The 12,242-nt window shown below is 60.5% G+C and carries 12 protein-coding genes; 7 read left to right on the top strand and 5 right to left on the bottom strand.

Translation table 11 applies throughout. From position 1 onward, the window contains the following. Window positions 1-6: 6 nt before the first annotated feature. Window positions 7-930: a carbon-nitrogen hydrolase family protein gene (locus ND528_RS26135; RefSeq protein ID WP_263471549.1), complete on the top strand. Its 924-nt coding sequence runs from the start codon at window positions 7-9 to the stop codon at window positions 928-930. A 147-nt stretch (window positions 931-1,077) separates the two neighbouring features. On the opposite strand, the gene ND528_RS26130 is transcribed toward ND528_RS26135, so the two are convergent. Together ND528_RS26130 and ND528_RS26125 are read right to left on the bottom strand one after the other, a co-directional pair. Then, the gene (locus ND528_RS26130) at window positions 1,078-1,551 is read right to left on the bottom strand and encodes an LEA type 2 family protein (protein WP_073474543.1); all 474 of its coding nucleotides are present in this window, start codon (window positions 1,549-1,551) and stop codon (window positions 1,078-1,080) included. A 65-nt stretch (window positions 1,552-1,616) separates the two neighbouring features. Then, window positions 1,617-3,083 carry a nucleobase:cation symporter-2 family protein gene (locus tag ND528_RS26125; RefSeq protein ID WP_263471548.1) on the bottom strand — a complete coding sequence of 489 codons (1,467 nt, stop codon included), beginning with the start codon at window positions 3,081-3,083 and terminating at the stop codon, window positions 1,617-1,619. A gap of 263 nt (window positions 3,084-3,346) precedes the next feature. Between ND528_RS26125 and zapE the strand changes: the two genes are divergently transcribed. The 3 genes from zapE (at window position 3,347) to ND528_RS26110 (ending at window position 5,763) form a co-directional block, all read left to right on the top strand. Then, window positions 3,347-4,465, top strand: coding sequence for a cell division protein ZapE (gene zapE, locus ND528_RS26120; RefSeq protein WP_263471617.1), 1,119 nt, complete (start codon window positions 3,347-3,349; stop codon window positions 4,463-4,465). A 17-nt stretch (window positions 4,466-4,482) separates the two neighbouring features. Then, window positions 4,483-5,064 (top strand): DinB family protein, encoded by a 582-nt coding sequence (locus ND528_RS26115; RefSeq protein ID WP_263471547.1) that lies wholly within the window; start codon window positions 4,483-4,485, stop codon window positions 5,062-5,064. A 201-nt stretch (window positions 5,065-5,265) separates the two neighbouring features. Then, window positions 5,266-5,763: a GNAT family N-acetyltransferase gene (locus tag ND528_RS26110; protein ID WP_263471546.1), complete on the top strand. Its 498-nt coding sequence runs from the start codon at window positions 5,266-5,268 to the stop codon at window positions 5,761-5,763. A gap of 287 nt (window positions 5,764-6,050) precedes the next feature. Here the strand turns inward: ND528_RS26110 and ND528_RS26105 are convergent, their stop codons facing one another. The 3 genes from ND528_RS26105 to ND528_RS26095 form a co-directional block, all read right to left on the bottom strand. After that, window positions 6,051-6,260, bottom strand: a complete 210-nt coding sequence (locus tag ND528_RS26105) for a hypothetical protein (RefSeq protein WP_263471545.1) — start codon at window positions 6,258-6,260, stop codon at window positions 6,051-6,053. Window positions 6,261-6,437: 177 nt separating this feature from the next. Continuing rightward, complete coding sequence (locus ND528_RS26100; RefSeq protein ID WP_263471544.1) at window positions 6,438-8,180, bottom strand: phosphoethanolamine transferase CptA; 1,743 nt, start codon at window positions 8,178-8,180, stop codon at window positions 6,438-6,440. A gap of 211 nt (window positions 8,181-8,391) precedes the next feature. Then, window positions 8,392-8,574: a DUF6026 family protein gene (locus ND528_RS26095; RefSeq protein WP_016774671.1), complete on the bottom strand. Its 183-nt coding sequence runs from the start codon at window positions 8,572-8,574 to the stop codon at window positions 8,392-8,394. A gap of 275 nt (window positions 8,575-8,849) precedes the next feature. Between ND528_RS26095 and gnd the strand changes: the two genes are divergently transcribed. The 3 genes from gnd to ND528_RS26080 are packed head-to-tail and all read left to right on the top strand — an operon-like array spanning window position 8,850 to window position 12,168. Next, a complete protein-coding gene (gene gnd / locus ND528_RS26090; RefSeq protein WP_016774672.1) occupies window positions 8,850-9,830 on the top strand; it encodes a phosphogluconate dehydrogenase (NAD(+)-dependent, decarboxylating) in 981 nt (326 codons plus the stop codon). Beyond that, a complete protein-coding gene (gene zwf / locus ND528_RS26085; protein ID WP_263471543.1) occupies window positions 9,827-11,350 on the top strand; it encodes a glucose-6-phosphate dehydrogenase in 1,524 nt (507 codons plus the stop codon). The genes gnd and zwf overlap by 4 nt, the downstream gene beginning before the upstream one ends. After that, entirely contained in the window at window positions 11,347-12,168 is an 822-nt protein-coding gene (locus tag ND528_RS26080) for an HAD family hydrolase (protein ID WP_137213551.1), read from the top strand. The genes zwf and ND528_RS26080 overlap by 4 nt, the downstream gene beginning before the upstream one ends. The last annotated feature ends 74 nt before the right edge of the window (window positions 12,169-12,242 follow it).

The raw sequence follows: 12,242 nt of genomic DNA, 5'->3' as shown, positions 1-12,242 counted from the left end.
AACACGATGGCCAAATCAATAGTTGCGGCGTTGCAAATCGGTGCCTTGCCCGGTGGCAAGGGCGAAACCCTTGAGCAGATTCTTGGCTGGGAAGACGCAATCCGCGAATCCGGCGCTGCGTTGGTGGTGATGCCGGAAGCCTTGCTCGGTGGTTATCCGAAAGGCGAGGGCTTTGGCACCCAGTTGGGCTACCGACTGCCCGAGGGTCGAGAAGCTTTCGCCCGGTATTTCGCCAATGCCATCGATGTGCCGGGAGCGGAAACCGAAGCGCTGGCGGGACTGTCCGCGCGCACCGGGGCCAATCTGGTGATCGGCGTGATCGAACGCGCCGGCAGCACCTTGTATTGCACGGTGCTGTATTTCGACCCGCAAGCCGGGTTGATCGGCAAGCACCGTAAGCTCATGCCCACCGGCACCGAGCGCCTGATCTGGGGCAAGGGTGACGGCTCGACGCTACCGGTATTCGACACCCAGGTCGGCAAGCTCGGCGCGGTGGTGTGCTGGGAAAACATGATGCCGCTGCTGCGCACGGCGATGTATGCCAAGGGCGTGGAGGTCTGGTGCGCGCCGACCGTGGACGAGCGCGAGATGTGGCAGGTCAGCATGCGCCACATCGCCCATGAAGGCCGCTGCTTTGTGGTCAGCGCCTGTCAGGTACAGGCCTCGCCGAATGCGTTGGGGGTGGAGATTGCCAATTGGCCGGGTGATCGACCGTTGATTGCCGGTGGCAGCGTGATCGTCGGACCGATGGGCGATGTGCTGGCGGGGCCGTTGCGCGGGGAAGCGGGCTTGCTCACGGCGCAGATCGACACCGATGAACTGATCCGCGCGCGGTATGACTACGATGTGGTCGGCCACTATGCGCGGCCGGATGTGTTCGAGTTGACCGTTGATGAGCGCGCGAAGCCGGGGGTGCGGTTCAACTCCTGACCTTGAAACTTGCTGACAACCTGTGGGAGCGAGCCTGCTCGCGAAGGCGTAGGCACCTGCAATATTGGAATTGCCTGAACCACCGCTTTCGCGAGCAGGCTCGCTCCCACAGGGGTTGTGTGTTGTTCTGCCGATTGCGACCGCTGACTACCACGTCGCCGCGCTCGCCTTGGGCAGGCTCAACTTGCCGCTGTCGGTGAAGCGCATCGTGCCAAACAACCCGCCCGCCAGTTTGCCGCGCAGCACGTAGGGCAGGTTGTCGAGGCTTTGCGTCTGGCTCAGGCCCAAGGTCTGGCGCAGGAACGAGAACGCCGAGACGCTGACCGGTACCGTGACAATGGCTTCAGAGAAACGCGGGATCGAGCCGCTCTGATCGCTCACGCCCGACGCCAGCGAATGACCATTGACCTCCAGATCCAGGGCGATGCCGTTGTAATCGATCGCCGTTTCGTTGGGATTCTGCACGCGCAGCTTGATCGCGAAGCGCACTTCCAGTTCCTGACTCGGCAACGGTTCGAGGCCGACCACGTTGATATTCACCGGGTCGCGGTTGGGAAACAGCGCGCAGGCGCTGAGCGACAACAGCAGAAGCGACAGGATGACGGCATGGACGCGGCGCATAAAAATCTCTCGACAAAAAAGGGCTGAACCGTCGCCGGTGCAGCCCTTTTTGCCAAGGCGCGACGTCAGCGATTCAACTGTGCGACAGCCGCCGCTTGGCCGGGTTCACCTTTGCCGGTGACGTCGGGGTTTTCCATGACCTGCAGAATCGAAGCTTCCGGGTCGAAATCGTCTTCTTCCAGCTCGATGAATTCCTCGGGCAGGAAGATGTTCAGCACGATAGCGCACAACGCGCCAACGGTGATCGGCGATTCGAAGATGTTGCGCAGCGCCTGCGGCAGTTCGCGCAACACTTCCGGCACCGCCGCGATGCCCAGGCCCATGCCCAGGGAAATCGCCACGATCAGCATGTTGCGCCGATGCAGGCCGGCTTCGGCGAGGATCTTGATTCCGGCCACGGCGACGGTGCCGAACATCACCAGCTCGGCGCCGCCCAGCACCGGTTTCGGCATCAGTTGCAGCACCGCGCCGATCATCGGGAACAAACCGAGCAACACCAGCAGGCCGGCAATGAAAAACGCCACGTAGCGGCTGGCCACGCCGGTCAGCTGGATCACGCCGTTGTTCTGCGCGAAGGTCACCATCGGCATGCTGTTGAACACCGCCGCCATGGCCGAGTTGAGACCATCGGCGAGCAGGCCGGATTTGATTCGGCGGATGTACAGCGGGCCTTTCACCGGTTGCCGCGAGATCATCGAGTTGGCGGTCAGGTCACCGGCCGCTTCCAGCGGCGAAACCAGGAAAATCACCGCCACCGGAACGAACGCCACCCAATCGAAGTTGAAGCCATACTTGAACGGCACCGGCACGCTGACCAGCGGCACGACGGGCATCGAGGCGAAATCCACCGTGCCCATCAGCCATGCCACTACGTAGCCAAGGGTCAGGCCAATGACGATCGCGCCCAGCCGCAGAAACGGCACGTCGACACGGTTCAGCACAACGATGGTGCCGATCACCAGCGCTGCCAGAAATACGTGACTGGCCGCGCCCAGGTCAGGCGCGCCGAAGCCGCCGGCGATGTCGGTCATCGCTACTTTAATCAGCGACAGGCCCATCAGCGTGATGATCGTGCCGGTCACCACCGGCGTGATCAGCATGCGCAGTTTGCCGATGAACTGGCTGAGCACCACTTCAATGAACGCGGCGAAGAAGCACACGCCGAAGATCGTCGAGAGGATTTCGTCAGTGCCACCGCCACGCGCCTTGACCATGAACCCGGCGCTGAGAATCACGCTGATAAAGGAAAAACTGGTGCCTTGCAGGCAGAGCAGACCGGAACCCACCGGGCCGAAGCGTTTGGCCTGGACAAAGGTGCCGAGGCCGGAGACGAACAGCGCCATGCTGATCAGGTAGGGGATTTCACTGTGCAGACCGAGGGCGCCGCCCATGATCAGGGTCGGGGTGATGATGCCGACGAAACTCGCCAGCACGTGTTGCAGCGCGGCGAACACCGTGGCGGTCAGGTGCGGACGGTCGTTGAGGCCGTAGATCAGGTCGTTGTTGCGCGGGGTTTTGTCAGAGGCGGTCATGGTGATGTGCGCGCCGCAAGGCGGGGCCGGGTCAGAAAATGGGTGCGCAGAATGCCGCAAGCGGGCGGCGAGGGCAACGAGCAATAACTGCCTGAAAGGTCAGGTTTTATTGCCTATGTGGGAGCGAGCCTGCTCGCGAAAGCGGTGGCTCAGTCTGCATCTTGGTGACTGACGAGCCGCCTTCGCGAGCAGGCTCGCTCCCACAATGATCGTCCATGCCCGTTAATCAGCAATGGCCAATCGCCCGTGGCATACTCCCGCGCATGACTTTCGACTCCCCCCTCAGTGCATGGCAATACGCAGTCGACCACAAGGGTTTCATCCAGGATGAAGCCCAGGAACACGCGGTCTGGGCCTTGCAAAAATGCCATGAAGCCTTGCACGCCGGTGCCCGCTCGGTCGGCGGCGTGTACCTGTGGGGTCCGGTCGGGCGCGGCAAGACCTGGCTGATGGATCAGTTCTATCAGAGCCTGCGGGTGCCAGCGCGGCGTCAACACTTTCATCACTTCATGGGCTGGGTGCATCAGCGTTCGTTCCAACTCAGTGGCATCGCCGATCCGTTGCGCGCCTTGGCCAAAGAGCTGGCCGGCGAAGTGCGGGTGCTGTGTTTCGATGAGCTGTTCGTCAATGACATCGGCGACGCGATCATTCTCGGCCGGCTGTTTCAGGTGATGTTCGAGGAAGGTGTGGTGATCGTCTGCACCTCCAATCTGCCGCCCGATAATCTGTACGCCGACGGCTTCAACCGCGACCGTTTCACGCCGGCGATTGCGGCGATCAAGGCGCACATGACCGTGGTCGCGGTGAATGGCGCCGAGGATCATCGCTTGCATCCGGGGGCGATCGAGCAGCGTTATTTTGTTCGCGCGGATGATTTACCGAGCGCACTGGAGGCCGTGTTCAAGTCGCTGGCTGCAGATGAGACTGTCAGCGAAGAGCCAGTCGCCGTGGGCCACCGCACGCTCAACGTCGTGCAAGCCAGTGAATCCGTGCTGTGGTGCCGCTACAGTGATCTGTGCGAGCAACCTTTCGCCGCCATGGACTTCATCGCCCTGTGTGATCGCTACCGGGCTATTCTGTTGAGCGAAGTGCCGAACCTCAGCGCGCAGAAACGCGAAGGGCGCATCGCACGCGGCACCGAAGACGGCGCCGAGCGCGTAGTGGCCGGTGATCGCGAGTTGCCGCAGTTGTCGGTGCATGACGACGGCGTTCGCCGCTTTATCGCGCTGGTCGACGAATGCTACGACCGCAAAGTGCCGCTGTACGTCGAGGCGGCTGTACCGATGGACGCCTTGTACACCGAGGGCTATCTGGAATTCCCGTTCCGCCGCACCCTCAGCCGTTTGCAGGAGATGCAGTTGCAGCGTTTCGCCGAAGCTTGAAAGAAGAGGGCGCCGACATGACTCAACCGCTGTCCCATCATTTGCTGACCATGGCCTACCAGAATGCCTGGGCCAATCATCGTCTGGCCAAGGCCTGGAGCCAGCTCGACGCCACTGAATTGGCCGCGCCACGGGTGAGCTTCTTCCCGAGCATTCGCCTGACGCTTAATCACATCCTCACCTGCGACTGGTTCTACGTCGACGCGCTGGAGCGCGAATTGCGCGGTGACGAGCCGCACCCGGATTGTTACGTGTTCTTCGATACAGACGAACCGTTTACCGAAGCCGCCGCACTGCGCGAGGAACAGGCACGCGTCGATCGCCGGCTTATCGCTTATTGCGAGCAACTGCGCGATGCCGACCTGGCGAGAATCGTCACTATCGCTCGCGACGTACCGCAACATGACAGCCGCTTGCGCATGCTCTCGCACCTGTTCGAGCACCAGCTCCATCATCGTGGCCAGGTGCACGCCATGCTCAGCGGCACGGCGGTAAAGCCACCGCAACTGGATGAATTTTTCTGTGTCGGCGAAAGCGCATTGCGTGCCGAAGACTTCGCGGAATTGGGCTGGACGGAAGAACTTGTATGGGGCCACTGACGCGAAAGATCGCAGCCTCGTTGCACTCGTCAACTCCTACACGTTTTGGGCTGTAGGAGCTGACGAGTGCAACGACGCTGCGATCTTTTGATCTTGCTCTTCTGTTTTCCAGTTGCCCACCCATTCAAACCCAAGCTAATGTCCCCCTCAGCCTTCCAGCAAGCACCTTGCGCGCCGGGGCTTATGTATTTGGGGATGGAAATGGATTCCGCAGAAATACTCGTACTTCAGGCCAGTTACAGCAACCCGGTGCACGCCGAAGCCATCGGCATCGTGCTCAACCATTATGCCGAGGACCCCATGGGCGGCGGTCATTCCCTCGACCCCGACCTGCTGCGCCGTCTCCCCGAAGAACTCGCTCGCCGCCCGCATGCTTTCAGCGTGCTGGCCTTCGTCGGCGGCGAACCGGCGGGGTTGGTCAACTGTTTCGAAGGCTTCTCGACATTCGCCTGTAAACCACTGGTCAACGTTCACGACGTCGCCGTGGTCGGCAAATTTCGTGGCCTTGGGCTCAGTCAGAAAATGCTGCAGAAGGTAGAAGAGATCGCCCGCCAGCGTGGCTGCTGCAAAATCACCCTCGAAGTGCTGGAAGGCAATGCGGTGGCGCAGGGTTCGTATCGCAAATTCGGCTTTGCACCGGGGATGTTCAATCCGGATCACGGGCGGATGCTGTTCTGGATAAAGGATTTGCAGGTCTGAAAAGCCCCTCACCCTAACCCTCTCCCGGAGGGAGAGGGGACTGACCGCAGTGACTGATCCAGATACGCCGACCTGAAATATCGAGCCGAACTCAGGTTCTGAGAAGCCCACAAATCGGCTCCCTCTCCTCGGGGAGAGGGCTGGGGTGAGGGGGGAATTCACCGCAAATGAAAAGCCGGTCCTAATTAGCCCGGCCATAAAAAAAGGCGCCCCAATCAGGGCGCCTCAACTGTCATCTCCCGGGCCAGAGCGGAGCCACGGAAGGTCCATCGGTTGCTCGGTAAAACTCAGTCGCGATAAGACTCGGTGACCTGCGCCGTTTGGTCAGCAGGGACGCGGATTTCTTTCGCGCTGGCGTCGGTCTTTTGCTCGCTTTGCGCGTGCTGGACCGGGAAATTGTCGTAGTAATTGCGCATGCGCTCGGCGCCGCCTTCAGCAAAGGCGCTGGCGGAGCCAAGGGCGAGCAAGGTGGTGAGGATGATAGTGGTGATTTTCATGGTGCCTCCTACTGAACAAGTGGGAGTCGGTTCGTCCGTGAAGCAGACCGCAGAAAAGAGTCTGCGTCGCCGCCATTAACAATGGGTTAACGCTGGTTCAGCGCAAATATTGCGGCGTATTACAGAAACAACGCGGTCGATAGGCACAAAAAAGGGCCTTCTCGGCCCTTTGTAGTTTTACTTCTGCGCTACTTCCGCAGGATCGGGATGCTTGGGTTTCATCAAACTGAAGTCAATCAACGCCCGCCGCGGTGCCTGATACGGATCGCCAATCAGCAGCTTGCGCGGTACGAAGTTGTCGCTGACCAGACTCTTGCTGCGATCCAGTTCATCGGAGCTCAACCCGGCCAGGTCCGCCCAGGTGTGAATGAGCTGCGAGCTGCTGTATGGACGGCTGAGGTCGCCGGCGAAGTTCCAGTCGTGATTTTCTTTCCACTTCGGTGAAGCCCAGGCCATGAACGGGATGGTGTACATCGGCGCGGTCGGTTTGTTTTCGTTGCGGCCCAGGGTGCTGTGGCCGGCGGAGTCGAAGACGTCTTCGCCGTGGTCGGAGAGGTACAGCAGGAAACCGTTCGGGTCGGTTTTGGCGTAGTCCTTGATCAGGCTCGACACCACGAAATCGTTGTACAGCACGGCATTGTCATAGCTGTTGTAGGTCGGTACCTGATCGTCACGCACGCCAGCCGGAACGCCTTGGCGATCCTTGAACTTGTCGAACGTCGGCGGATAACGGTACTGGTAGCTCATGTGCGTGCCGAGCAGATGCACAACGATCAGCTTGCGTGGCGCCGCATCGGCCAGCGCCTTGTTGAACGGCTCGATGACGTCGCCATCGTACTGGGCCGAGTTCTGGTTGCGGTTGTTGTTCAGGTACACCTGCTCGTCGGCTTGCTCGGAAAAGGTCGTGAGCATGGTGTTGCGCTTGGTCATGGTCTGCTGGTTGGTGATCCAGAAGGTCTTGTAACCGGCCTGTTTCATCACGCTGACCAGCGATGGCGTCGACAGGTACAGATCCGGGTTCTGCTCATCGGCGAAGGTCAGCACTTGCTGCAGCGCCTCGATGGTGTACGGGCGCGGGGTAATGACGTTGTCGAAGATCGCCAGTTGATCCTTGAGCTTGTCCAGTTCCGGCGTGGTGTTGCGCGGATAACCGTAGAGGCTCATGCGTTGACGGTTGGTCGACTCACCGATGACCAGCACCAGCGTCGCCGGCTGACCGGCCGAGGCGTCCTTGAGGTTTTTCAGCGGCGCGATCTTGCTCGCGCTGTCGAGCATGCCTTGCATGTCCCCCAGCGTTTCCAGATAGCGGTGATAGGCGACGGCCATCTGCCACGGCACGGCAGGCTCGATGCGGGTTTCGAATTTCTCGAAACCTTCGGCGAAATTGCCCATGCGCATGGTTTGTTTGATCAGCGGATAACCGGCCACGGCGACCACGATCGCGGTCGCGGCAACCAGTGCGCGTCCGCGGGGCATGTACACCGGGCGCAGGCGTGTCCACAGAAAATAGGCGAACGCGGTATGGGCGAGGAACGCCGGGATCATCCACCAGGCGAAATATTGGGTCATGTATTCGCCCGCTTCCGACACGTTCGACTCGAACATGATGAAGATGACGCTCTGCGAGAATTCCTGCTGATAGATAAAGAAGTAACCCAGGCTGGCCATCGAGCAGGCCCACAGCACCACACCGATGATCGCCGCAAGCAGGCGCGTCTGTTTGGGAAACAGCAGCATCGGCGCGAGCCACAGCGCGCTCATCACGAATGCCTGACGAAATCCGGTGAAGCCGGACGTGCCAGTCAGCTGGATCAGCAGTTGGGTAATACCCGAGAAGTACCAGAAGAAGACGAACAGCCAGATGAATCCGGCCCAGTCGAACCCGGTCGCAGTCGTTTTGCTGCGTTTGAACAATGCCATTCAGCGCTCCAGCTCAATCATCAGACCCACGCCGGAAACGCTTCCATGACACCGACGAACAGAGGCCGTACGCGCAGGCACGGCCAGAATGGGGCGGAGTATCCCCAAGGGCTTGTGAAAGATTTGTTAAGCGCCGCGTTTGTTGAGTATCAAGCGGTCAGAGGTGCAACGTGTCGGGAACGACGGGGGCCGTTCCCGATGCAGGCGGGGATCAGGCGTGGGGTGCGCGCTGGACAACCGGACGCGGTTGCGGCTGCGAGCCCTGGGTCAATGCGCGCAATTGCGCCAATTCGTGCTTCAACTGGTCGCGCTCGTCTTTCAACTGGCGCAATTCATCGCGACGGATCGTAACGTAGAGGGTTTGTGGCGGCATTGCTGTGTGTACTGTGCCCATTGCTCACCTCGCAAATGGCGTGCATCAACTGTAAGTCACTCCTCGTTTTGAGGCGCTTGACTTACTATCGGCGCCAATTTTGATTTCTTTTGCCCTGGAAGGGAACTTTTTTATTTTTCATGGTCGGTGTGTCTTCGGCAGGATTCGGGGCGTTATCACTCTGGATCGGGCACAATGCCCGGAAACTTCATCGCAACGCTCTGGACTAACCTCCATCAGTCGCGTTGGGCTATAACCTATGACACACATTTATTTGTAGTAAGGAGCATCAGCACATGCAACTCGGGATTATTGGACTGGGCCGCATGGGCGGCAATATTGCGCGACGTCTGATGCTCAACGGGCACACCACCGTTGTTTACGATCGCAATACCGCTTTCATCGATAACCTGGTCGCCGAGGGCTCCACTGGCGTCGCTGACTTGCCAGCGCTGGTCGCCGGCCTCGACAAGCCGCGCGCGGTCTGGGTCATGCTGCCGGCCGGCGCACCGACCGAAGACACCATCAACACCCTGAGCGAACTGCTCGAACCCGGCGATACCATCATCGACGGCGGCAACACCAACTACAAGGACGACATTCGTCGCGCTAAGACGCTGAACGAGAAGGGCCTGCACTACATCGACGTCGGCACCTCCGGCGGCGTCTGGGGCCTGGAACGCGGTTATTGCATGATGATTGGCGGCGACGCCGAGACGGTCAAACGTCTGGATCCGCTGTTCGCCGCACTGGCGCCGGGCATGGGCGACATTCCGCGCACCAAGGATCGCAAGTCCGATGACCACCGCGCCGAGCATGGCTACATCCACGCCGGTCCCGCAGGCGCCGGGCACTTCGTGAAGATGATCCACAACGGTATCGAGTACGGCATGATGGCCGCGTTCGCCGAGGGCTTCGACATCCTCAAGACCAAATCCAGCGAACGCCTGCCGGAAGATCAGCGTTTTGATCTCAACGTGGCCGATATCGCTGAAGTCTGGCGTCGTGGCAGCGTGGTTTCGTCGTGGCTGCTCGACCTGACTGCCGATGCGCTGGCCAGCGATCCGAAGCTCGACGGTTTCTCCGGCTCGGTAGCCGACAGCGGCGAAGGTCAATGGACCATCGAGGCGGCCATGGAGCAAGCCGTGCCGGTGCCAGTGCTGTCCAACTCGCTGTTCTCCCGTTACCGCTCGCGCGGGCAGGGCACCTTCGGTGACAAGATCCTGTCGGCACAACGCTTCGGCTTCGGCGGCCACGTGGAGATTGCCAAGAAATGACCCGTACGATCCGCAGAAAATCCAAGGCAGAACCCGCACCACCGACCACGCTGTTCCTGTTCGGTGCCCACGGCGACCTGGTCAAGCGCTTGCTCATGCCGGCGCTGTACAACCTCAGTCGCGACGGCCTGCTCGACGAGAATCTGCGGATCGTCGGCGTTGATCACAACGCCATTACCGATGAAGCCTTCGCGCAAAAGCTTGAAGACTTCATCCGTACCGAAGTGGCGGCGAAGGTCGGCAAGGGCGATCAGATGCTTGATCCGGCCTTGTGGGCCAAGCTCGCCAAAGGTATCAGCTACGTCCAGGGCGATTTCCTCGACGACAGCACTTATTCAGCCCTGGCGGCGAAAATCGCCGACAGCGGCACTGGCAATGCGGTGTTCTACCTGGCCACCGCGCCGCGTTTCTTCAGTGAAGTGGTGCGCCGCCTCGGCAGCGCCGGTTTGCTCGAAGAAACTCCCGAAGCGTTCAGAAGGGTGGTGATCGAGAAGCCGTTCGGCTCCGACCTGCACACCGCCGAAGCCTTGAACGCCTGCCTGCTCAAGGTCATGAGCGAAAAGCAGATCTACCGGATCGACCACTATCTGGGCAAGGAAACCGTGCAGAACATCCTGGTCAGCCGGTTCTCCAACAGCCTGTTCGAAGCGTTCTGGAACAACCATTACATCGACCACGTGCAAATCACCGCGGCGGAAATCGTCGGTGTGGAAACCCGTGGCAGTTTTTACGAACACACCGGCGCACTGCGCGACATGGTGCCCAATCACCTGTTCCAGCTGCTGGCCATGGTCGCGATGGAGCCGCCGGCGGCTTTTGGCGCTGACGCGGTGCGCGGTGAGAAAGCCAAAGTGGTCGGGGCGATTCGTCCCTGGTCGACGGAGGAAGCCCGGGCCAACTCGGTGCGCGGTCAGTACAGCGCCGGCGAGCGCGATGGCCAGCCATTGAAGGGTTATCGCGAAGAAGCCAACGTCTCGCCCGACAGCACCACGGAAACCTACGTGGCGCTGAAGGTGATGATCGATAACTGGCGCTGGGTCGGCGTGCCGTTCTATCTGCGCACCGGCAAGCGCATGAGCGTGCGCGACACCGAGATCGTCATCTGCTTCAAACCGGCGCCGTACGCACAGTTCCGCGACACCGAAGTCGACGAGTTGCAGCCGACTTACCTGCGTATCCAGATCCAGCCAAACGAAGGCATGTGGTTCGACCTGCTGGCCAAGCGGCCCGGGCCGGCGCTGAACATGGCCAATATCGAGCTGGGTTTTGCATATAAGGATTTCTTCGAGATGCAGCCGTCGACTGGCTACGAAACCTTGATCTACGACTGCCTGACCGGTGATCAGACGCTGTTCCAGCGTGCCGACAACATCGAGAACGGTTGGCGAGCGGTGCAGCCGTTCCTTGATGCGTGGCAGCAGGATGCCAGCGTCGAGTTGTATGCCGCTGGCGACGATGGCCCGCAGGCCGCCGAAGATCTGCTGACTCGCGATGGTCGCGTCTGGCACGGCCTGGGATGAGTGATTTGTCGAAACAACCCATACGTTTTCTGCTCAGCGACATGGACGGCACGCTGTTGTTGCCGGATCACACACTGAATCAACGCACCATTGACGCCGTGCGCTCGTTGCGCGAGGCCGGCGTGCTGTTCAGCCTCGCCAGCGGCCGCCCGCCGAAAGCCATGTTGCAGCAGATCGAGGCGCTGGGCGTTGATCTGCCGACAGCGGCGTTCAATGGCGGGACCATCGTCAAACCGGACGGCACACTGTTGGCTGCGCATTATTTGCCAGCGACGACCGCGCTGATTGCTTTGGCGCAGTTTGCCGATCAACCGGAGGTGGAAATCTGGGTGTTCAGCGGCGGTGACTGGCTGCTCAAGGATCCGCACGGGCCGATGGTCCCGCGTGAACAGAGCGGCCTCGGCTATCCGCCGGTGGTGGTGGAAAGTTTTGAACCGTATCTGGAGCGCATCGACAAGATAGTCGCCACCAGCAACAACACTGAGTTGTTGATCGAACTGGAGGCGCAGCTGTTGCCGAAGGTCAACGGCATGGCGCAGGTGTCGCGTTCGCAGCCGGTGTATCTCGACGTTACTGCGCTCGAGGCCAACAAAGGCACGGCATTGACGACCATCGCCGAATACCTCGGCGTGCCGCTGGAACAGACTGCCGTCATCGGCGACGGTGGCAACGACCCGGCAATGTTCAAATGCGCCGGTTTGTCGATAGCCATGGGCCAGGCGGAAGAGGCGGTGAAGCGTCAGGCTGATGTCGTTACAGCGTCAAACACCGAAGACGGCGTGGTCCTGGCGATAGAGAAATACATCCTCCCGCACTGACCCAACACAAAAACCAATGTGGGAGCGAGCCTGCTCGCGAAGGCGTCGGCACATTCAACACCTTCATTGCCTGA

Origin of the sequence: Pseudomonas mercuritolerans (assembly GCF_025706525.1) — a bacterium.
Lineage (GTDB): Bacteria > Pseudomonadota > Gammaproteobacteria > Pseudomonadales > Pseudomonadaceae > Aquipseudomonas > Aquipseudomonas mercuritolerans.
Note: the sequence above shows the minus strand (reverse complement) of the source record. Positions and strands in the feature narration are given on the sequence as shown.

Excerpts from the sequence above, each read along its gene's own strand:
- ND528_RS26135 (WP_263471549.1), top strand. The coding sequence starts at position 7 with ATGGCCAAATCAATAGTTGCGGCGTTGCAAATCGGTGCCTTGCCCGGT.
- ND528_RS26130 (WP_073474543.1), bottom strand. The coding sequence starts at position 1,551 with ATGCGCCGCGTCCATGCCGTCATCCTGTCGCTTCTGCTGTTGTCGCTC.
- ND528_RS26125 (WP_263471548.1), bottom strand. The coding sequence starts at position 3,083 with ATGACCGCCTCTGACAAAACCCCGCGCAACAACGACCTGATCTACGGC.
- zapE (WP_263471617.1), top strand. The coding sequence starts at position 3,347 with ATGACTTTCGACTCCCCCCTCAGTGCATGGCAATACGCAGTCGACCAC.
- ND528_RS26115 (WP_263471547.1), top strand. The coding sequence starts at position 4,483 with ATGACTCAACCGCTGTCCCATCATTTGCTGACCATGGCCTACCAGAAT.
- ND528_RS26110 (WP_263471546.1), top strand. The coding sequence starts at position 5,266 with ATGGATTCCGCAGAAATACTCGTACTTCAGGCCAGTTACAGCAACCCG.
- ND528_RS26105 (WP_263471545.1), bottom strand. The coding sequence starts at position 6,260 with ATGAAAATCACCACTATCATCCTCACCACCTTGCTCGCCCTTGGCTCC.
- ND528_RS26100 (WP_263471544.1), bottom strand. The coding sequence starts at position 8,180 with ATGGCATTGTTCAAACGCAGCAAAACGACTGCGACCGGGTTCGACTGG.
- ND528_RS26095 (WP_016774671.1), bottom strand. The coding sequence starts at position 8,574 with ATGGGCACAGTACACACAGCAATGCCGCCACAAACCCTCTACGTTACG.
- gnd (WP_016774672.1), top strand. The coding sequence starts at position 8,850 with ATGCAACTCGGGATTATTGGACTGGGCCGCATGGGCGGCAATATTGCG.
- zwf (WP_263471543.1), top strand. The coding sequence starts at position 9,827 with ATGACCCGTACGATCCGCAGAAAATCCAAGGCAGAACCCGCACCACCG.
- ND528_RS26080 (WP_137213551.1), top strand. The coding sequence starts at position 11,347 with ATGAGTGATTTGTCGAAACAACCCATACGTTTTCTGCTCAGCGACATG.